Source organism: Petrotoga sp. 9T1HF07.CasAA.8.2, assembly GCF_002895585.1.
Taxonomy (GTDB): domain Bacteria; phylum Thermotogota; class Thermotogae; order Petrotogales; family Petrotogaceae; genus Petrotoga; species Petrotoga mobilis.
In genome coordinates this window covers 1-19,900 of the sequence record NZ_AZRI01000002.1, presented here as the reverse complement: position 1 = coordinate 19,900, position 19,900 = coordinate 1, and the positions used below count along the sequence as shown (strand labels likewise).

At 35.0% G+C, this 19,900-nt stretch carries 18 protein-coding genes; 11 read left to right on the top strand and 7 right to left on the bottom strand.

Annotated features, from left to right (window positions below; genetic code table 11):
- Positions 1–263: 263 nt before the first annotated feature.
- Positions 264–1,895, bottom strand: coding sequence for a hydroxylamine reductase (gene hcp, locus X925_RS00220; RefSeq protein ID WP_012208982.1), 1,632 nt, complete (start codon positions 1,893–1,895; stop codon positions 264–266).
- A gap of 164 nt (positions 1,896–2,059) precedes the next feature.
- On the opposite strand from hcp, the gene X925_RS00215 reads away from it, so the two are divergent.
- Both X925_RS00215 and fsa read left to right on the top strand, forming a co-directional pair.
- The gene (locus tag X925_RS00215) at positions 2,060–2,722 is read left to right on the top strand and encodes a Crp/Fnr family transcriptional regulator (RefSeq protein WP_012208981.1); all 663 of its coding nucleotides are present in this window, start codon (positions 2,060–2,062) and stop codon (positions 2,720–2,722) included.
- 50 nt (positions 2,723–2,772) lie between these two features.
- On the top strand, positions 2,773–3,438 hold the full coding sequence (fsa, locus tag X925_RS00210) for a fructose-6-phosphate aldolase (RefSeq protein ID WP_012208980.1): 666 nt from the start codon (positions 2,773–2,775) through the stop codon (positions 3,436–3,438).
- Position 3,439: 1 nt separating this feature from the next.
- Here the strand turns inward: fsa and X925_RS00205 are convergent, their stop codons facing one another.
- The 6 genes from X925_RS00205 to X925_RS00180 all read right to left on the bottom strand — a co-directional run bounded on the left by X925_RS00205 (position 3,440) and on the right by X925_RS00180 (position 9,409).
- A complete protein-coding gene (locus X925_RS00205) occupies positions 3,440–4,057 on the bottom strand; it encodes a phosphatase PAP2 family protein (RefSeq protein WP_012208979.1) in 618 nt (205 codons plus the stop codon).
- A gap of 21 nt (positions 4,058–4,078) precedes the next feature.
- On the bottom strand, positions 4,079–5,257 hold the full coding sequence (locus X925_RS00200) for a DUF401 family protein (protein ID WP_369973672.1): 1,179 nt from the start codon (positions 5,255–5,257) through the stop codon (positions 4,079–4,081).
- A gap of 92 nt (positions 5,258–5,349) precedes the next feature.
- Positions 5,350–6,972 carry a chaperonin GroEL gene (gene groL, locus X925_RS00195; protein ID WP_012208977.1) on the bottom strand — a complete coding sequence of 541 codons (1,623 nt, stop codon included), beginning with the start codon at positions 6,970–6,972 and terminating at the stop codon, positions 5,350–5,352.
- A gap of 23 nt (positions 6,973–6,995) precedes the next feature.
- On the bottom strand, positions 6,996–7,265 hold the full coding sequence (gene groES / locus X925_RS00190) for a co-chaperone GroES (RefSeq protein WP_012208976.1): 270 nt from the start codon (positions 7,263–7,265) through the stop codon (positions 6,996–6,998).
- Between the two features lie 422 nt (positions 7,266–7,687).
- On the bottom strand, positions 7,688–8,956 hold the full coding sequence (gene iscB, locus X925_RS00185; RefSeq protein ID WP_103065023.1) for an RNA-guided endonuclease IscB: 1,269 nt from the start codon (positions 8,954–8,956) through the stop codon (positions 7,688–7,690).
- Positions 8,957–9,211: 255 nt separating this feature from the next.
- Positions 9,212–9,409, bottom strand: coding sequence for a hypothetical protein (locus X925_RS00180; RefSeq protein WP_103065022.1), 198 nt, complete (start codon positions 9,407–9,409; stop codon positions 9,212–9,214).
- A gap of 161 nt (positions 9,410–9,570) precedes the next feature.
- Between X925_RS00180 and X925_RS00175 the strand changes: the two genes are divergently transcribed.
- The 9 genes from X925_RS00175 to X925_RS00135 all read left to right on the top strand — a co-directional run.
- The gene (locus X925_RS00175; RefSeq protein ID WP_012208974.1) at positions 9,571–10,506 is read left to right on the top strand and encodes an aldo/keto reductase; all 936 of its coding nucleotides are present in this window, start codon (positions 9,571–9,573) and stop codon (positions 10,504–10,506) included.
- Between the two features lie 10 nt (positions 10,507–10,516).
- A complete protein-coding gene (locus tag X925_RS00170) occupies positions 10,517–11,476 on the top strand; it encodes a carbohydrate kinase (RefSeq protein ID WP_121958801.1) in 960 nt (319 codons plus the stop codon).
- A 427-nt stretch (positions 11,477–11,903) separates the two neighbouring features.
- The gene (locus X925_RS00165) at positions 11,904–13,199 is read left to right on the top strand and encodes a homoserine dehydrogenase (RefSeq protein ID WP_121958800.1); all 1,296 of its coding nucleotides are present in this window, start codon (positions 11,904–11,906) and stop codon (positions 13,197–13,199) included.
- Positions 13,186–14,250, top strand: a complete 1,065-nt coding sequence (gene thrC / locus X925_RS00160) for a threonine synthase (RefSeq protein WP_121958799.1) — start codon at positions 13,186–13,188, stop codon at positions 14,248–14,250. Before X925_RS00165 ends, thrC begins: the two co-directional genes overlap by 14 nt.
- Positions 14,251–14,815: 565 nt before the next feature.
- Positions 14,816–15,235 (top strand): NAD(P)H-dependent oxidoreductase subunit E, encoded by a 420-nt coding sequence (locus X925_RS00155; RefSeq protein ID WP_041534079.1) that lies wholly within the window; start codon positions 14,816–14,818, stop codon positions 15,233–15,235.
- 11 nt (positions 15,236–15,246) lie between these two features.
- Positions 15,247–16,461 (top strand): NADH-quinone oxidoreductase subunit F, encoded by a 1,215-nt coding sequence (locus X925_RS00150; RefSeq protein WP_121958798.1) that lies wholly within the window; start codon positions 15,247–15,249, stop codon positions 16,459–16,461.
- On the top strand, positions 16,458–18,167 hold the full coding sequence (locus tag X925_RS00145; protein WP_121958797.1) for an NADH-dependent [FeFe] hydrogenase, group A6: 1,710 nt from the start codon (positions 16,458–16,460) through the stop codon (positions 18,165–18,167). The genes X925_RS00150 and X925_RS00145 overlap by 4 nt, the downstream gene beginning before the upstream one ends.
- Before the next feature lie 205 nt (positions 18,168–18,372).
- Entirely contained in the window at positions 18,373–19,299 is a 927-nt protein-coding gene (locus X925_RS00140) for an ABC transporter substrate-binding protein (protein WP_121958796.1), read from the top strand.
- A partial coding sequence (locus tag X925_RS00135; RefSeq protein WP_121958795.1) for an ABC transporter permease occupies positions 19,296–19,900 on the top strand: 605 nt, incomplete at its 3' end. The genes X925_RS00140 and X925_RS00135, both read left to right, overlap by 4 nt.

Genomic DNA, 19,900 nt, shown 5'->3' with positions numbered 1-19,900 from the left:
CTCAACTAAAGAAAACATACGAAACCTTAAACATGGTAAAATTAAGAGAAGAAATAAATATTCTTGTGGATAAATTATACAACATTCAACTAACAAAAAGCAAATCAAGTTCAAAGACATAAATACTATCTAACCAATACCCTATTTCGATGACACTTAATTATGATCTAACACGTGTATTTGTATCAGTAATTATAATTGTAACCACTAAAAAAAAAAGAAAGGCGCCAAAGATTGGACGCCTTTTATACGTATAAAATTATTTATATAGTTTTTATATCAAAAGTTTTTGCGACCGTCTCCAAAACGTTTGGTGATAGAAAGGCAGGTAGTGTTGGACCTAATCTTATTCCCTTCACTCCCATATACAACAATGATAACAAAACAGTTACAGCTTTCTGCTCGTACCAAGCTATGTTGTATTCAATGGGTAGCTCGTTTATATCCTTTAAATCGAATGCTTCTTTCAATTTTAAGGCCGTTAAAACTAAAGAATAAGAATCATTACATTGCCCTGCATCTATAACCCTTGGTATTCCATCAATATCCCCCAAATCTAGCATATTGTACCTGTACTTGGCACAACCTGCGGTTAAAATAACGGCACTTTTTGGGAGATCTTTGGCAAAATTAGTGTAATATTCACGATCTTTGTTTCTTCCATCACAACCACCCATGACGTAAAATTTGGTTATTTTACCAGATTTTACTGCCTCGACAATTTTATCAGCAACTTGAGCTGTCTGTTCATGAGCAAATCCAATAGTTATAGCTTTTCCCTCTCTTTTTTTGATGGGGCCAATTTCGAGTGCTTTTTGTATTACGGGAGTAAAATCCTTTTGACCGTCCTTTTTTCTATTTGGTATATGTTGAACATCTGGCCATCCCACAAGTCCGGTTGTGAAAATTCTGTCTTTGTAGGAATTTCTTGGCTTTTGAATACAATTCGTTGTCATTACTACAGCTCCACCAAAATCTTCAAACTCTTGTTGTTGTTTCCACCAAGAACCTCCAAAATTTCCTGCTAAATGTTCGTACTTTTTTAATCCTGGATAGGCGTTTGCTGGTAGCATTTCTCCATGTGTATATACTTTGATTCCTTTACCTTTAGTTTGTTCTAAAATTTCATACAGATCTAAAAGATCATGGCCACTGACAAGAATAGCGGGTGTTTCGTATGTTCCTGTGTAAACTTGGGTTATTTCAGGATTTCCAAAGGTAGAAGTATTTGCCTCATCTAGTAAAGCCATGGCGTTTACCCCATATTCGCCTATTTTCAGCACTAAATTCATTAATTCATCAACGGTGATATCTTCACGTAAGGTTTCTGCCAAAGCCTTTTCTATGAATGCAAGTATATCGTCGTTGGAGTGTTTTAAGATATAGGCATGATCGGTGTAGGCAGCCACTCCCTTTAAACCAATTACAAGAAAATTCTTAAGCGATCTTATATCCTCGTCTGATTCCGATAAAACACCTACTTCAACGGCTTTATTTAAGTATTCGTCTTCATTGTTATCTTTCGGATTCCATACTGCGGCATCAGGTACTTTTTCCTGAAATTTTTCGTTGTATTTTTTTTCATAAACTTCTTTGAATTTATTTTCTATGATTCTTCTTTTATCTACTGCTTCATCAATGTATTCAACTATTCTTCCTTCATCAAAGTTAACATTCGTTATTGTTACAAACAAGCCTTCTGCAACAAAAAGGTCAACACTTTCATCTTCTACGTTCAATTCCCTTGCTTTATTAGCCCAATAGGAAATCCCTTTTAGTACGTAAATCAATAGATCCTGCAAGTTTGCAGTTTCCGGACTTTTTCCACATACACCTTGAGCAACACAAGCCTCATTTCTTAAGGTTTCCTGACATTGATAACAAAACATCTCCATCTTTTCTTTCCTCCTATCTGAAATTTTATTTTTTTACCACTGAAACCTTTCTTTATTGAAGAAACTTTGAATTTCCTTTCATTTTAAGTATAATTAAATCGGAGTAATTTTGTCAGTAACAAATGTTACGCACTTTGTTTTTTAAATTTTGAGGTGATTGAATCATGGATAGCTACATTGATAAGATAGGTAAATTAAAGATATTTAAAAATTTTTCAAAAGCTGAATTGATGAAAATTTTTGGTAATGTTCGCTATTCAATTAAAAAATTTTCAAAAGGTTCCCTTATCTATACTTCTGGGGAAAAAGTTGAAAAATTAATGATCTTAATCGAAGGAGAAGTTATCACAGAAATGGTTGATTTTAATGGGAAAATTTTAGAAGTAGAAAGGATGAAATCTCCGGATATTTTAGCTTCTGCCTTGTTATTTTCAAAAGATAATTTCCTACCTGTCGATGTTTTAGCGGTTAAAGATGTTGCTATACTTTATATTGAAAAAGAAGATTTAATAAGATTATTTCAAAGTAACAATGTTCTTTTACTTTCATTTCTTGAAGATATAGGCGAAAAGTTTCAGTTCGTAACTGCAAAATTACGGGTAAACGCTTTTCATACAATAAGAGAAAAAATCACAATGTATCTTTTAAACCTTTACAATCAGCAAAATAAATCCAACGAGTTAACTATACCTCTAACTTTAGAAGAGTTAGCCAACTTATTCGGTGTAACAAGGCCTTCTTTATCGAGGGCATTTTCGCAGATGCAAAAAGAAGGTTTATTCGTTAAAAATGGGGATAAAATAATCTTAAGGAAATTGAAGACTTGATTATGCTATAATTGTTATGACAAAAATCATAGTAGGGAGGGAATTTAGAAATGGAGATCTTTTTAGACACCGCAAATATAGAGGAAATTAGAAAAGGTGTAGCTTGGGGAATAGTTGACGGTGTGACAACGAATCCAACGTTGGTTTCAAAAGAGAATGCAGTATTTGAAGAAAGAATCAAGGAAATTTGTGAAACTGTAGAAGGGCCAGTAAGTGCCGAAGTGGTATCCACAGATTACGAAGGAATGGTAAAAGAAGCCAGAGAAATAGCAAATTTAAGTGAATTTGTGGTTGTTAAAATACCTTTGATTCCCGATGGAATAAAAGCGATAAAAACTTTATCCAAAGAAGGTATAAAGACCAACGCGACTTTAGTTTTTAGCCCTTTACAAGCTCTTCTTGCAGCCAAGGCAGGAGCTACATACGTGAGTCCTTTCATCGGTAGAATGGATGACATAGGAAACACTGGAATGGATATAGTAGAAGAAATTGAAGTTATCTTCAGCAATTACGGATATGAAACTAAAATTATCGTGGCTAGTGTTAGACATCCTCAGCATGTTTTAGAAGCAGGTTTGATTGGAGCAGATGTTGTTACTATGCCCTTTGAAGTGCTTGAGAAAATGTTCAAACATCCCATGACGGATATAGGTCTTGAAAGATTTTTGAATGATTGGAAGAAGTATCAGGATTATCTAAAAAGCAAAAATAATTAATTTAAAAATAATAGACGTAAGATGCCGTATAATACCCCAGGAAAGAACCAGCTACTACGTCTGAGAGCCAATGCACATCTTCATAGATGCGAGAAAGCGATATACTTGTTGGTATAATATAAATCCACCAAGTGTACTCTTTCGCATATGGGGTGTATACAGACCAGGCAATGGCAGAATGTCCTGAAGGAAAAGAAGTATAAGTCGCCCCTTGAGTGAGGGGAGCGAATGGCTTAAATGAAAATGAACCATCTTCAGCATATGGCCTTTCTCTACCAACGACAATTTTTGTTAGCAAGGTTATTCCTCCACTAATAACGGAAGATATAATAGCATCTTCAGATACTTTTTTTAGCCTGTAATCGTTTGTAAGATAACCAACTGTGTATCCCACCACTGGTGTTGCAACAAGAAAGTAATAATCATATGTAGTTAAAAAATTGGAAATTATATCTAAATAAGAATTAGTATTATGCTGAACTAGGTTTCTGCTTAAATCATCTAAATTGAGAGTGAACTTAGACGTGGGGGTACTCTGTTTAGTTACAGTATCTTCAGCGGTAATTATGCTTGAAAAAACAAGAATCACTATTAAGAAAAGTATAAAACGTTTTCTCATGTGAATTCCTCCACCCTTTGATTAGAAGATGAAAAATAGCATTACTACAATATAACCCATTATAGCACAAAAAATGGGAATTATTATTTTTTTTATAACACTAAACATATCGACTTCAAAATATTTTGATGTAAGTAAAAGACAGAGATGTACAGGTGATAGAAGAACCCCCAATACAGAGAAAAAATATGTGGTAATTGCAACCGGTACCAAAGAAATAACTCCCGCTTCAACGAACGACAAAGCTATCGGCATTGTAACCGCAAAACCTGCTTGAGTTATTCCAGTTATCAATCCTATAATAATCGGAGAGATCATTATTATCCACCATGGACTTACTCCCCAAGTAGTTAGATTTTCTACAAAATCGTTGGATAAATTTGACACAGTTACAAAATTTTTGTACCAAAAAACGAACAATAGCAACAACACCGTTTCCCATCTTATATTTAGAAGATCTTTGTAGTTTTTATGATAAAAGGTATATATTAAAGATACCGCTAAAACAACAAGCCAACCAGGTAAAGAAGCAATTACCCCGATGATTATAATTAATATGGGAAGAATCGATTCAAAAAGTTCTTTCCATAATTTTTTGTCTTTTTTTAAACTGATTTTACCGTTTTTGAAGTATATCCAACCTCCGATAATTGCAAATAATCCTATAGGAAGTTGTATTAACAATAATTTTGTTAAACTTATCCCCGTAAGAGCGCTTTCTAAAATTAAAGCAGGATACAGTATCCAAAAGAACTCCATACTATGCCTGAACCAATAGTTCATTGCCGTAGCTTCGACCCTATTAATATTGCTTTCTTCGGCTATATCTTTAACCATTGGTGCAGTGAACATTGCCCCTCCTGGCATGGGGAGTAACCCCAGTAACATAGGCATCAATCCGACAGCCTGCCTTGAATTGAATAATGTTCTTATGTTTTTGGCGAATTTTTGTGAGTTTCCACTTGCCTTCATAGTATCTGATAGTAGATATATTCCAAAGATAACAACTATCACTTCGTAAAAATCGCTTTGTGTAATAGTTTCTAGGAAACTACTACCAATATAATTCAAATTCAAAGAAACTAGCGCAGTTACAATTGTTGCAACAAGAATAGCCCAATGGACTTTTTTTATCAATTTTATAGATATCACCATACTAATCAAACCTGATAATATGGAAACTACAGCCAAATTTTTCACCTCGTTTTTTGTTAGTGAAACATACTATTTTATTATACCATAAAAAAACGTGCCATATTCAATGGCACGCTTGTTTTTATTACTGTCTAAATTTAGTACATATCTGGTGTTGCTGGCATTTCTGGACCTTTTTCTTCTTTTGGTTCTTCCGCTACCAAAACTTCCGTTGTTAGAAGCATGGAAGCAATCGATGCAGCATTTTGAAGTGCACTTCTTGTAACCTTAGTTGGATCAATTATTCCAGATTCAAACATATTTACATATCTTTCTTTCAAAACATCATATCCATATTTTGAATCATCTTTTTCAATTATTTTTTCAATAATTATAGCAGGTTCTAAACCGGCATTTCTGATTATCTGTTTTACAGGAGCGTCTAAAGATTTTGCTACTAATTGTGCGCCTATTTTCTCATCTCCTGATAATGTGTTTGCGAATTCCTCAACAGCTTTCTTTGCTCTGAGTAACGTTACTCCTCCACCTGCAACGATCCCTTCTTCTACAGCTGCTCTTGTTGCAGATAAAGCATCTTCTATTCTATGCTTCTTTTCCTTCAACTCAGTTTCTGTAGCCGCTCCAGCTTTAATTACTGCAACTCCACCAGATAATTTTGCTAATCTCTCTTGTAATGTCTCTTTCTCGTAATCAGAACTTGTATTTTCAATTTGAGCTTTTATCTGTGCTATTCTTTCTTTTATTGCTGTAGGTTCACCTTTTCCTCCAACAATGATAGTATCTTCTTTTGCGACTCTTACCAAATCAGCTTGACCAAGATCATTAATGGAAATATCTTCTAAGGTGAGACCAATTTCTTCGGATATTACAGTACCACCGGTTAAAATTGCAATATCTCTTAGCATTTCTTTCCTTCTGTCTCCAAAACCAGGAGCTTTAACAGCTACTGATTCCAATGTTCCTCTTAGCTTGTTGAGAACCAAGGTAGAAAGGGCTTCCCCTTCCACATCTTCAGCAATTATTACCAACGGTTTCCCAGCTTGAGCAACTTTTTCTAAAATTGGAACTATTGATTTTACAGCTGAAATCTTTCTATCTGTAATTAATATATAAGGTTCTTTCATTTCTGCTTCCATTTTTTCTGTATTTGTTACAAAATATGGAGAGATGTATCCTCTATCGAATTGCATTCCTTCTGTGAATTCTACATAAGTTTCAAGAGTTTTAGAGTCTTCGACGGTTATAACTCCATCCTCTCCGACTTTGTCCATAGCTTCTGCAATAATATTTCCAATTTCTTCGTTATTAGCAGATATAGAAGCAACGTGGGCTATGTCTTCTTTGCTCGATAACTTTCTGCTGGCATTCCTTATCTGTTCTACAGCTTTGTCTGTAGCCTTAGCGATACCGTTTCTCATCAATATTGGATTAGCACCGGCTGCAACATTTTTCAATCCCTCTTGAATCATAGCTTGGGCTAAAACTGTAGCGGTAGTTGTTCCATCTCCCGCAACGTCATTTGTTTTGGAAGCTACTTCTTTAACTAACTCTGCTCCAAGTGCTTCAAATTTATCTTTCAATTCAATTTCTTTAGCAATGGAAACACCATCATTTGTGATAGTTGGAGATCCCCAACTCTTTTCTAAAACTACGTTTCTTCCTTTAGGTCCCAAAGTTATTTTAACAGCATCTGCAACTGTATTAACGCCTCTTTCTAAAGCTCTTCTTGCATCTTCATTAAATTTCAACATTTTTGCCATCTTATCTCAACACCTCCTGTTTTTTAGTCTTCTACTTTTGCTAGTACGTCTTCCACATCAATGATGATATAATCCTCATCATCTATCTTGATTTCAGTTCCTGCATATTTAGAAAAGATTACCTTGTCTCCCACTTTTAAATCATAATCTTCATCTAGTTTCCCAACTTCTTTAACTTCTGCCTTTTGAGGTTTTTCTTTTGCTGAATCTGGTAGTACTATACCACCTTCAGTTTTTCTTTCTTCAGTAATGGGTTTAATGAGTAGCCTGTTTCCTAATGGTTTCACTGTCATGTGATGATACCCCCTTTTTTATTTTAATTATTTTATTTCAATTTTTTATTTTTGTTTTTTAGCAATCAAATATTAAGAGTGCTAATTTTCATATGTATCATAACACATATTGGTAAAAGTATCAAGAGTCAAAAAAGACGATTATGGGTGATTAAAGACGATTATCGGAGATTATTTTCGATTAGAAGGCTAAATCTCGTTTTTTCTCGTTTTTTCTCCAAAATGCTCGTTTTTGCTGCTTCTTTAACGTTTGTGTAATTATTTTAATACATATTTTTAAACTTTTCTGCGATCTTGACAAACACTTTTAATACTTCAGGGTCGAATTGCTCTGGAGAAGTTCGGTTGTCTCCTTCTAATAATATTTTCATGAAAAATATTTGCAGGAGACTCACCAGAAAACGGGCTTCCGCCACACAGCCTTACGGCAGATAAGGAAGCGGTGAGAGGAATGCAGAGTTTTCTCTCCTTTCCCATAGTAAAGTTTTAGCTTTATTTACCAGGATTAAATCTTTGCTTTTTGCACTTCTATGAATTACTGTGCCATCAACTTTTCTTATATCAAAATATCCAGTTGAACGTCTTCCAAATATGAAACATTCGATACCGTTGTATCTTATTTTATCAAACAATCTAAAACCATGTACTAGATAAGGTGCTTGGTTAAGTTTTCTTATTCCTCCCTTTAGAATTTTAGCTTTGTGTATTTGTCTATTGTGTCGTCTAACTTCTTTAATGTGATAATAATGCTCTAATTGTTTTGCTTGAGGATGACCACTAATACATAAAGCGTCTATTCTATGTGTTTTAGGTAAACCATTTTGTATTCTTGTATTTTTAGTGATATATCCATAAGTTAGATGAATGTTAGGGTATAGTGTTTTTAATCTATTGTATAAAGTCCATCTCATAATACCCATAAATGTAGCATCTTTAAACTTTTGTCCTCTTTTAAAATTCAATTTAATCTTTCCATCGTGGTAATCCTTATGGCATGTTTCGCACAATGTAATTAAATTATTGGGTGCATTTCCACCTATTTGTCTACTTTCGATGTGGTGAACATTGAGTCTTTTATCTTTGGTTTTGCCTTTGCAGTGTTGACATGTATAGTTATCTCTCCGTAGAACATATTCCCTTACATTCCAAAAATCTAATTGTTCACCTTGTTGGTATTGTTTGCCTTCAATATAAGGATTCTTAATCTTTTGTATATCGAAATTTGCAACTTCTACTACAATTTTTGTAATAGGAAGTATGCTATGAACTAGATCAATCAATTTAATGTGCGATTTTATTTTATGTTCTACCGATGGTGCAAGCCATCCTTTGTTCTTACTGTGAACACGATTTAAAAAACGTGGTTTTCTATATCTTGTTTTTCTGAAACGTCTACCTTTACGATACTGTCGTTTTTGAGATATAAGTTTAGGTATATCGTCCCTTATTTCAACTTCTGCTGCAAAAAGTTCCTTATTTTCAGTAGTAGCAGACAATCCTACAGTTTTACTTCCTGCATCTACTCCCAAAGTAATAGGTTGTTTATAACCGCTACTACCATAGAGCAGTTGAATGGTAAAAGGTTCTTTTCTAACAACCTTGGCTTTTCCCTCTTTAAGTAGCTTTCTTGCCTTTGAAGGTTTACAAGGCATAAGAGGTTTCCCATGTTTGTTTAAAACGTACACTAACATAAAGTGTGCCTCCTTAACGGAGTTATTCTCCTTCCCCAATGTTATATAGGCTTTTTACGTTTAGCTCACTATCCCTACCCCTCAGGATTGTTTAAAGCTAAACAACAGAGCGACGGACTAGGAGAGACATCCGAAGGTGTTATGACCTATATAACGTAGCTCGATGATCTTCCTTAAGAGGCGGAAGCCCGTTTCCTCTAAGGGCGTGAGCCTGTTTCTTTATTCGGCTGAGGGTAGTTAACTAAGGCTTATTCATCACAAGCCCCCGTCTTTAGACGGTGGGTAGTTGACGCTTTCTTCGTGAGAAAAAGATTTTTTATATGGTCTTTCACTTCTGAGTGCATCGTATGAATCTGGGTAATATTCGCCTAAAATGATATTAAGTTTTTCTGAAAAAGCAAAAATAGATGCGCTCATAAAAATTAAAGTAACTATAATCTTTTTGGATTTCAAATTATATGAACTCCCTTTGATTTTTTTATTTTATAATCAATTTTACCATATCTGTGAAACTAATTATCAAACTAACAAATTTTTCTATATGTTATAATAATAACAAGGAATATCTGGAATTTTTTTGATTTAAAAATCAAATTAGAAAAGGAGTGGTTTTCGTGAGGTTCAAAAAGTTTGGAAAGACAGATATGAGCGTATCTGTTGTAGGATACGGAGCCTGGGAATTAGGCGGAAATTGGGGACCTATTGAAAAGGAAAACGGTGTTAAGATATTGAACTTAGCTTACGACAATGGAGTTAACTTTTTTGATACTGCACCTGCATATGGTCGAGGTCAATCGGAAGAAATAGTTGGTGAATTTTTGAAAGGAAAAAAGAGAGAAGATCTTTACATCGCTACTAAATGCGGATTAGAATGGGACCAAAAGGGAAGAATTAGAAATAATTTAAAAAAAGAAAGAGTATTGAAAGAAATAGATGATTCACTGAAAAGACTAAAATGTGATTATGTTGATCTATATCAAATTCATTGGCCCGATCCCAACACTCCATTAGAAGAAACTGCAGAGGCGATACAACAGATTTTAGATAGCAAAAAAGCTAGATACATCGGTGTGTCTAACTTTAGTGCGCAACAAATAGAAACGTTGATAAAGTATGTGGATATTGTTTCCACACAAAATTATTACAACTTATTGGTTAGAGACGTTGAAAAGGAGCTGTTTCCAGTCGTTGATAAGTATGATTTAACGGTGATTCCCTACAGCCCTCTTGCCAAAGGGTTGCTGACAGGAAAGATTTCCAAGGATTATGAACCACCGAAGAAGGATCCTAGAGCTATGGATGAAATATTTAAAAATAGGGAGCTTTTTGTCAAAAGTGTAGAAAAAGTTGAGGAATTAAAGATTTTAGCCAATAAAATTGGAAGGTCCTTGTCTCAAATGGCAATAAATTGGTTATCACATCACAAACAAGTATCGACAGTTATCGCTGGTTCAAAAGATGAAAAACATGTTTTGGAAAATATTGAAGCGGGAAGTTGGGAGCTTAGCGAAGATATTTATCTAAAGATCGAAAAAATAGTTGGTGAATAGGAGGCAATATATGGCTATTCTCTGTGCTGGTGAAATTCTCTTTGATTTTATATCGAAATCTCCAAACAAAGGTCTTGGAGAAAGTGAGCTTTTTGAAAAACGACCAGGAGGATCTCCTTTTAATGTAGCTGTAGGACTTGCAAAATTGGGTGCAGATGTTTCTTTTTTTACGAAGATAGCCCAGGATCAATTTGGTAAATTTCTTTTTGAATACTTGAAAGAAAATGGAGTGAATACTGACTATTCTTTTACGGCTGAGGGGTTGAAAACTTGTTTGGCTTTTGCAGCGGTTGATGCCCAAGGAAAGGCTGAGTATGAGTTTTATCGAGATAATGCAGCGGATACACAGTTAAAATTAAAAGATGTAGAGAATTTGGATTATGAAAAATTTAATATCTTTCACTTTGGTTCTATAGCCCTTATAGATGAACCTACATCGAGTACTTTGATTAGATTGTTTGACAATTTTATCTCTCGAGGTTTATTGACCTCTTTTGATCCTAACGTTAGAAAGTCTTTGTTGAAAAATAGGGAAAGTTACGACAATCTTGTGAAGAGTATAATTAAAAAGGTTGATATATTGAAGATGAGCGATGATGATTTGTTTTATATAACTGAAAAAAAAGATGTTGAAGAAGCTATTAGCACACTTTCTATCAAAGAAGGTTCTATTTTGTTTGTAACTTTAGGAAGTGAGGGTTCCTTGGTTTATAAAGATGGTGTGAGTAGAAAAGTTCCAGGTTATAAAGTAAAAGTTGTTGAAACGGTAGGTTGTGGAGATTCTTTTATGGCAGGTATTCTGTATAAGTTAAAAGATTTTTCTAAAGATGATCTTCAAAGTATTTCTTTAGAAAAACTTGTTGAATATGCAGATTTTGCCAATAAATGTGCTGCTATTGTTGCTACAAGACAAGGGGCTGCGAGTGCTATGCCAACTTTATCTGAAGTTAGTCAGTTTGAATTTTTATAAAGTTGTTATTATATTTAATTATGTGATAGTAGTGAAGATAGTGTAATGTTGATAGTTCAAAAGTTCTGTTTTTCTTTGTTAATGAGATTTTGTTTAAGTTCAAAAGTGCCAAAAATTTTGAACCTCGTTATCAACTTAAATGTTCAAAAAAATTTTTAAAGTATTTTATCGAATTTTATGTTGATAACTTTGATTTTCAACTCTGTTTTCGACTAAGATATCGACAAACTTAGTGGAAAAAAACTTTTGAACATTGAAAGTTGAAAAGTATGTCGATAAAATTGTTGAAAAACCAAATTATTATTGAATTCATTCCATTAAAAACGTTTTAAACAATCACTTTTATAACTCAAGAAAATAGTTTATAACTTTTTCAACTATCAACATCCGGGGTTAGGTATTATGAGTGAAAAGGGAGGGAGTTACAATGATTAAAGTCGGACTTCTTGGGTACGGTACGGTTGGAGGAGGGGTGTACAATATTCTCACAACCAAGAAAGAAGATATAGAAAGAAAACTAGGTGAGGAAATTCAGATCAAAAAGGTCTTGGTGAAAGAAAAGGACAAAATGAGAAAGTACGGTGTGGATGCTTCATTGCTTACTGTAGATTATAAAGAGATCGTAGAAGATCCTGAAATTCAGATCGTGGTGGAGTTAATTGGTGGAGAAACACCGACATTAGATTACATTAAAGAAGCTATCAACCGTCATAAAAATGTTGTAACAGCCAATAAGTTAATATTAGCCAAGTATGGTAGAGAGATATTTCAACTAGCAAAGAACAATAATGTCAAAGTGTATTATGAAGGAAGCGTAGGTGGAGGAATCCCTATAATTAAAACTCTGAAAGAGTCCATGATTGCAAATAAAATTGAAAGAATTTATGGAATTCTAAACGGGACCACAAATTACATTTTGACTCAAATGACAGAAAAATCTATTAATTTTGAAGAGGCTTTAAAAGAAGCGCAAAGTCTAGGTTATGCGGAGAGTGATCCATATTTTGATGTAAGTGGTTTGGATAGTACATATAAAATAAGTATTTTATCTTCACTAGCCTTTGGGAGTTTTATAAATGTTGATTCAATCTATGTAGAGGGGATTGATAGGATAGAAAGGGAAGATATAGAAATAGCTGAAGAATTAGGGTATACCATCAAATTGTTGGCTATTGGGAAAAGGTACGAAGACAAGATATTGGATATAAGGGTCCATCCGACTTTTATTTCTAAAAATAGCCCTCTTTCAAAAATCAACGGTGTATACAACGTCGTACAGATTCACGGAGACGCCGTTGGAGATATAATGATTTACGGACAAGGTGCCGGAGAAATGCCAACTGCGAGTGCGGTTGTTGCAGATATTATGGAAGCTGCCAAGAGTATTAAATACCATATTGAAAACGAATACGGTATCGGAAGGTTAAACGGCTTGAAGTTAATTGAGATAGATGAGATTGAAAACTCCTTCTATATAAGATTGAGAGTGAATGACAAACCCGGTGTTTTTGCAAAAATAGCTAAAGCTTTTGGAGATAACGAAGTTAGCATCGCTTCTGTAATTCAAAAGCAAAGACTTAATCCTGTTGTACCAATATTTTTACAGACGCATCCAATCAAAGAGAAAAACTTGAAAAGAGCCATTGCTTCATTGAAAGAAATAGATGATGTGATAGAAATAAAAAATATAATAAGGGTGGAGGATTTCGATGAGAAATTTTAGTTTTTGGCCCGGTATAATAAATGCTTATAAAGAGTACATGCCCATCGATGAGAAAACAGAGATAATTACTTTGCAAGAAGGGAACACTCCTTTGATATTCGCAGAAAAAATAAGTAATATTTTGGATATTGAGCTTTATCTAAAATATGATGGTGCTAATCCTACGGGGTCTTTTAAAGACAGGGGAATGACGTTAGCTGTAACCAAAGCCGTTCAGAATGGTGATAAAGCTATAATCTGTGCTTCTACCGGCAACACTTCTGCCTCTGCTGCAGCTTATGGAAGTAGAGCGGGATTAAAAACCGCGGTCATAATTCCCGAAGGAAAGATCGCCTTAGGAAAATTATCGCAAGCTCTAATGCATGGAGCTATAGTTATACCGATAAAAGGTAATTTTGACGTCGCCTTAGAGATTACGAGAAAGATCGCCGATAATTACCCTATAACCCTTGTGAACTCACTTAATCCATACAGGATAGAAGGTCAAAAAAGTGCAGCTTTTGAGGTATGTGATCAATTAGGTGGTAAATCTCCTGATATATTGGCGATTCCAGTGGGGAATGCAGGAAACATCACGGCTTATTGGAAAGGTTTCAAAGAATACTTTAAAGGTCACAAAACAGACAAGTTACCCAAGATGATCGGTTTTGAAGCAGAAGGCTCAGCCGCTATCGTAAAAAATCAGGTCATAAAAAATCCAGAGACTGTAGCAACCGCCATAAGAATAGGAAATCCTGTCAATTGGGAGAAAGCGGTAGAAGCCGCAAAAGAATCCGGAGGGTTTATAAATTTTGTCACCGACGAGGAGATATTGAACACGTATAAAGAATTGGCATCACTCGAAGGTGTGTTTGCAGAACCTGCTTCTGCAGCTTCGGTAGCGGGCGTTAAAAAAATGATCAAATTGGATAAGATAAAAAAAGGAAGTAAAATTGTTGCGGTACTCACGGGACATGGATTAAAGGATCCCGATACCGCGATAAGTGTGATACCAAAGGTCAATCCAGTAGAACCAGAAATGGAAACTATATTGAAATTGATAGGGCTGTAATTTTCAAGAGGTAATGGTTTAAATAGTACTAAGAGTTTTGGAGGTGAGATTTATTCCCATATACAAACATTCAATCTTCATTGTTTCCACAGGACCGGTACTAAGTTCATAGGTAAAGTCGTGTTAGATCATAATTAATTGTCGTTGAAATAGTGTAATGGTTAGATAGTATTTATGTCTTAGAAATTGATTTGCTTTTTGTTAGTTGAATGTTGTATAATTTATCCACGAGGACAGGCTTCCTCCTCTTAAGGATGTTTATTTCCTTGAACCCCTCTGGGGTGTTTCTTCTCTCAATTTTACCATGTTTAAACTTTCATATGTTTCCTTTGGTTGAGATTTAGTTTTTTCGTTAACAATATTGCTTTCAAGCAACTATTGGTATGGAGACTTAGGTTTCTCATATTCTTTTTTTAACAGCGTATATAATATTGATATTATTTTAGCGTTTTTTTCACATAAATAAGTTAAAAATGGATCAATTTAGTGAAAATATTAACAATCCAGATTCTGTTAATAAATGCCTCAAAGTTTTTGTATTTCAAAACTAGAAGGAGGAGATGGAATGGAAAAGTATTATGAAAAAGAACTCTTGGAAGAACTCCATGATATTCAAGAAACGTATGGATTCATCTCTGAAGAGGATATCTTGAGAATCGCGCAAAAAAGAGACATCCCTAAAGCTCGTTTGTACGGAGTGATCAGTTTTTATTCTATGTTTCATCTTGAACCAACGGGAAAATACATCGTACGTGTCTGTGACAGTGTCTCATGTAGATTAAACGAGTCCGCAGACTTAGTTAGAGCCTTGAAAGATTATCTCAAAGTGGAAGAGAATGAAACCACAAAAGACAAAAAATTCACCTTAGAAGTAGCTGAATGTTTAGGACATTGCGATGAAGGACCTGTTATGATGGTTAACGATACGTATTACACTCATCTAACCGTTACCAAAGCAATTCAAATACTCGATTCACTGGAATAGGAGGGAAATAAATGGAAAGAATCTTTCTAAAAAAAGACTTGGGCAAAAGTTTGGAAGAATACGACTTTCCAGGCTTGAAGAATGCTTTGAAGTTGGAACCCCAACAAGTTATCAATAAAATAAAAGAAAGTGGTTTAAGAGGAAGAGGCGGAGCCGGTTTTCCTACAGGTATAAAATGGGAAACAGTGTTTTCAATTAAAAATGACACCAAATTTATTATATGTAATGCAGACGAAGGAGAACCTGGAACTTTCAAAGATAGATTTTTGATGGAAAATCTTCCCTTTAAAGTTTTGGAAGGTATAATAATCAGTGGTTATGCCACTGGATCAAAATATGGTTATATTTACATTAGAGGTGAATATGTAGAGGCAATAAAAATCATTAAGAAAGCGATCGAAAAACTTTATGAAAAAAATATATTGGGAGAAAATATTCTAAACTCAGATTTCTCGTTTGATTTGAAGTTGGTGAGAGGTGCAGGCGCCTACGTATGTGGGGACGAAACATCTTTAATCAATTCCATTGAAGGAGACAGAGGAAAATCTCGTATAAAACCTCCCTTACCAGTTTTTGAGGGATTGTATGGTAAACCGACCGTTGTCAATAACGTTGAAACATTGGCCGCGGCAGCAGAAATAATGAGTTACGATAACAACCTTTATTCAGAAATAGGAACAGAAAAAAGCAGAGGAACAAAATTAGTCTCTATCAGTGGTGACGTCAACAAACCGGGCGTTTACGAAGTAGAATTTGGAAAATTAACAGTTAAAGATATCGTACAAGAATTGGCAGGAGGAGTTAAAGGAGAAAAAATTGGTTTTGTTATCCCAGGAGGAATTTCCACTGAAGCATTAACTGAAGAGGAATTAGATGTACCTTACACCTATGAAAATCTTCAAAAAATGGGGAGTAACATCGGATCTGGTGGAATGATCGTAGTTTCTTCACAAAGAAATTATTTGGAAATCGTGAAAAATGTCTCTGACTTTTTCCGAGACGAAACATGTGGAACGTGTTTCCCATGTAGAGAAGGAAACAAGAATATAAACAAAATCGTATCGGATATATATAAAAGAGGATATCCAACTTCAAGGGAAATAGAAATAATCTCTGATATACAGTACGCCGTAAGCTCTGCAGCACGTTGTGGATTTGGAGAGTCTTCTTTAAACCTTATTCTTTCCATATTTGAGAAATTTTACACAAAGAAGGTGGAAATATGAAAGTAAAGATAAATAACAGAGAATATGAATTTGATCATGAAATTAGTATTTTAGATGCCACAAAGAAAGCTCACATAAAAATACCTACACTTTGTTATTCTGAAAAACTTGAACCTTTTGGAAGTTGCAGACTTTGCTCAGTTGAAATAAAAGGTGAAAGAACCTTGAAACCAGCTTGTGTAACAAAAATTACCGATGGTATGGAAATCTTTACTCATTCTCAAAGAGTAAGAAAAACAAGAAAAACTATCATTGAATTGATAATAGCTTCTCATGGGATAAACTGCAACTTAAATTGCCTTACTTGTTCAAAATCCGGCAGCTGTGAGATAAAAGAGGTTGCTGAAGAAATAGGTGTAACTGAAATAAGGGTCCCTCCAATATCTAATGGTTTACCGGAAGATAGAAGCAGTTATTCAGTTGTGAGAGAACCTCAAAAATGTATCGTTTGTAACCGTTGCGTCAGAAAATGCTCAGAGGTCCAGTCGGTTAACATATTAACGATTGCAAACAGAGGGCCAGATACATACGTTACAACTTTCATGGACAAAGGTATGGGGAACGTAGATTGTACAAATTGTGGACAATGTATCTTAGAATGCCCCACAGGAGCCTTACATGAAGTTTATCAAATGGACCAAGTTTGGACTGCTCTCTCTGACGAAAGTAAATATGTAATCGTGCAAACAGCTCCTGCCGTTAGAGTTGCAATAGCCGAAGAATTCGATGCAGAACCAGGGAAAATTGCCACAAAACAAATGGTGGCAGGATTAAGATTGTTAGGATTTGATAAAGTCTTCGATACTAACTTTGCTGCTGACTTAACAATAATGGAAGAAGCGAATGAATTCATTGAAAGATTCAAAAATAATGGGAAGCTTCCTTTATTCACGTCTTGTAGCCCAGGATGGGTTAAATTCTTAGAACATAATTATCCCGAATTTATTGATAACCTCTCATCATGTAAATCACCTCAACAGATGTTTGGAGCTATTGCCAAGACATATTATGCAAACAAATTAGGAATCTCAAAAGAAGATATGATTGTAGTTTCTGTCATGCCATGTACTGCCAAAAAATTTGAACGGGTTAGACCAGAAATTAAGGGCGATGTCGATTACGTATTAACTACCCGTGAACTGGCAAAAATGTTTAAACTTGCTGGTATAGATTTGCTGAACGTTCCACCGGAGGAGTACGATGAACCCTTAGGTATCTCTTCTGGTGCCGGCGCAATTTTTGGGGCAACGGGTGGTGTTATGGAAGCCGCTTTGAGAACTGCATACGAAGTAATAACCGGTAAGGAATTAGAAAAATTGGACTTTGAAGCTGTTAGAGGCATTGAAGGAATAAAAGAAGCAACGGTAGAAATTGATGGAATAAATTTAAAAGTTGCTGTCGTGAATGGTTTAGGGAACGCCCGAAAGGTTTTAGAAATGATCAAAAGTGGTGAAAAAGAGTATCACTTTGTGGAATTCATGGCATGTCCAGGTGGATGCATTGGTGGCGGTGGTCAACCTATCCCAACAAACAGCGAAATACTTCTAAAAAGGATGCAAGCGATATACGAAGTAGACAGATCCCTGCCAATAAGAAAATCTCATGAAAACCCTGTTATCAAAATTTTATACGAAGAATTTTTAGGAGAACCATTAAGCGAGAAATCTCATGAATTGTTGCACACAACATATCTTGCAAGGAGTTAATGCGGACCTTTGTCCCTTAATTATTTATCAATGGGCAAAAATAAAGAAAACAGAGTCCCTTTTCCGACTTCACTATTGTCAATGAAAAGGAAAAGAGTTACAATGATTAAAGTTGGTCTTCCTGGCTGCGAGGTAAAAAGGTCTATATACAAAGTTTAGAGTTTCTAAAGCTATTAAATTAGAGAGATGCAGGAGGAAAATAACCATGAAAAAATTAACTTTGTTAATCGTCTCTTTTTTCTTTACACTCTTGATTTTTTCTGTTACAATAACTAATCCTTTAGGTCCAACCGTTGTTCCGGTAACAGGGTTGATGGCGAATACGATAGAAGAAGAGGTAGAAATAAATGTGAGTCTTTGGAAGGATGCCAATGAAGCGGTAGCGTTACTGGTATCCAATCAAGCAGACTTTGCCGTGCTTCCTATAACCGTTGGTGCTAATTTATATGCTCAAGGTTTAGAGTTAATATTGCTAGGCGTTCACGAGTGGAAAGCATTTTATTTGGTAGGAAGTGGCAATGTTGATTTTGAAGATGTAAAAAGTTTAAAAGGTCATGAAGTCTATTCTCCTCATGGTCGAGGTCAAACCGTCGACATTTTGATGAGGTATCTTTTGGTGAGAAATGAATTAGTTCCCGATAAAGATGTAAAATTCAGCTACCTTCCTCCACAGGAGATAGTTTCTCTGTTCAAAGCAGGTAAGGTAGAATATGCCGCTTTACCAGAACCATTTGCTACATTAGCTGTAACAGGGACCGAAGGGGAAATAATTTTAGACTTTCAAGATGAATGGAATAAAATCTCAGGTTCAAAGTATGGTCTTCCCATAGCTGGACTTTTTGTTAAAAAAGAGATTTTGGAAAGTGAACCTGATATCGTTTCAAAAGTTGAAAGCGCTTTTTCTGAAAGCGTTGATTGGGCTAATACAAATTTAGATCAATCATTGAAAATAACCAACGAATATTTAACTATCCCCGTTCCAATACTTAAAGAAGCGATGAATAGATTGGTTTTTGAATACATTCCTATTGTGGAATGTAAAGAAGAAGTAGACAACTTTTTAATCACGATGCATGAACTTTATCCGGAAGGGTTGCCTACTTTACCAACAGAAGGATTTTATTATCGATGAAAACTATTTTTGGAATTGTGTTGATCGTTTTACTATGGTACTTTTTTTCTTTTGTCATAGGTTCTTCTTTTGTGTTGCCTTTTCCTCATGAAGTTTTAGTCAATTTAATAAATCAGCTAAGTACACTGAGGTTTTATGTGGCATTATGGAACACGGTATGGAAAACTTTGTTTGTTTTGTTTCTGTCTTCTTTTATCGGAATAATTTTGGGGTTTTTAATGGGAATGAACGACACGATATACGAAATTTTTAGGCCTATGCTGATGATGATACAAGCCATACCAGTAGTTTCTTGGCTTGCTTTTGTCGTATTTCTATGGGGTGTTGGATGGCGTGGTCCTATTTTAATAAGTACCATGGCCATTTTACCTAACACGGTTTTTACGACAGCATCTGGGATTAAGAACATCGATAGAAAATTACTAGAGATGGTGCGCTTGTACAAAGTATCGAGGCATAAAATATTTAGGCATGTATACTTAGCTTCGATCGTTCCGTTTGTAATTGCAGCGGTTGAAGTTTCGATAGGGAATGTATGGAAGGTAGTTTTAGTAACTGAGTTTCTAGTTGGTGGAAATGGCTTAGGGGTAGAACTTGCTTG

Excerpts from the sequence above, each read along its gene's own strand:
- iscB (WP_103065023.1), bottom strand. The coding sequence starts at position 8,956 with ATGTTAGTGTACGTTTTAAACAAACATGGGAAACCTCTTATGCCTTGT.
- X925_RS00215 (WP_012208981.1), top strand. The coding sequence starts at position 2,060 with ATGGATAGCTACATTGATAAGATAGGTAAATTAAAGATATTTAAAAAT.
- groES (WP_012208976.1), bottom strand. The coding sequence starts at position 7,265 with ATGACAGTGAAACCATTAGGAAACAGGCTACTCATTAAACCCATTACT.
- X925_RS00205 (WP_012208979.1), bottom strand. The coding sequence starts at position 4,057 with ATGAGAAAACGTTTTATACTTTTCTTAATAGTGATTCTTGTTTTTTCA.
- groL (WP_012208977.1), bottom strand. The coding sequence starts at position 6,972 with ATGGCAAAAATGTTGAAATTTAATGAAGATGCAAGAAGAGCTTTAGAA.
- hcp (WP_012208982.1), bottom strand. The coding sequence starts at position 1,895 with ATGGAGATGTTTTGTTATCAATGTCAGGAAACCTTAAGAAATGAGGCT.
- X925_RS00145 (WP_121958797.1), top strand. The coding sequence starts at position 16,458 with ATGAAAGTAAAGATAAATAACAGAGAATATGAATTTGATCATGAAATT.
- X925_RS00150 (WP_121958798.1), top strand. The coding sequence starts at position 15,247 with ATGGAAAGAATCTTTCTAAAAAAAGACTTGGGCAAAAGTTTGGAAGAA.
- X925_RS00165 (WP_121958800.1), top strand. The coding sequence starts at position 11,904 with ATGATTAAAGTCGGACTTCTTGGGTACGGTACGGTTGGAGGAGGGGTG.
- X925_RS00140 (WP_121958796.1), top strand. The coding sequence starts at position 18,373 with ATGAAAAAATTAACTTTGTTAATCGTCTCTTTTTTCTTTACACTCTTG.
- X925_RS00155 (WP_041534079.1), top strand. The coding sequence starts at position 14,816 with ATGGAAAAGTATTATGAAAAAGAACTCTTGGAAGAACTCCATGATATT.
- thrC (WP_121958799.1), top strand. The coding sequence starts at position 13,186 with ATGAGAAATTTTAGTTTTTGGCCCGGTATAATAAATGCTTATAAAGAG.
- fsa (WP_012208980.1), top strand. The coding sequence starts at position 2,773 with ATGGAGATCTTTTTAGACACCGCAAATATAGAGGAAATTAGAAAAGGT.
- X925_RS00170 (WP_121958801.1), top strand. The coding sequence starts at position 10,517 with ATGGCTATTCTCTGTGCTGGTGAAATTCTCTTTGATTTTATATCGAAA.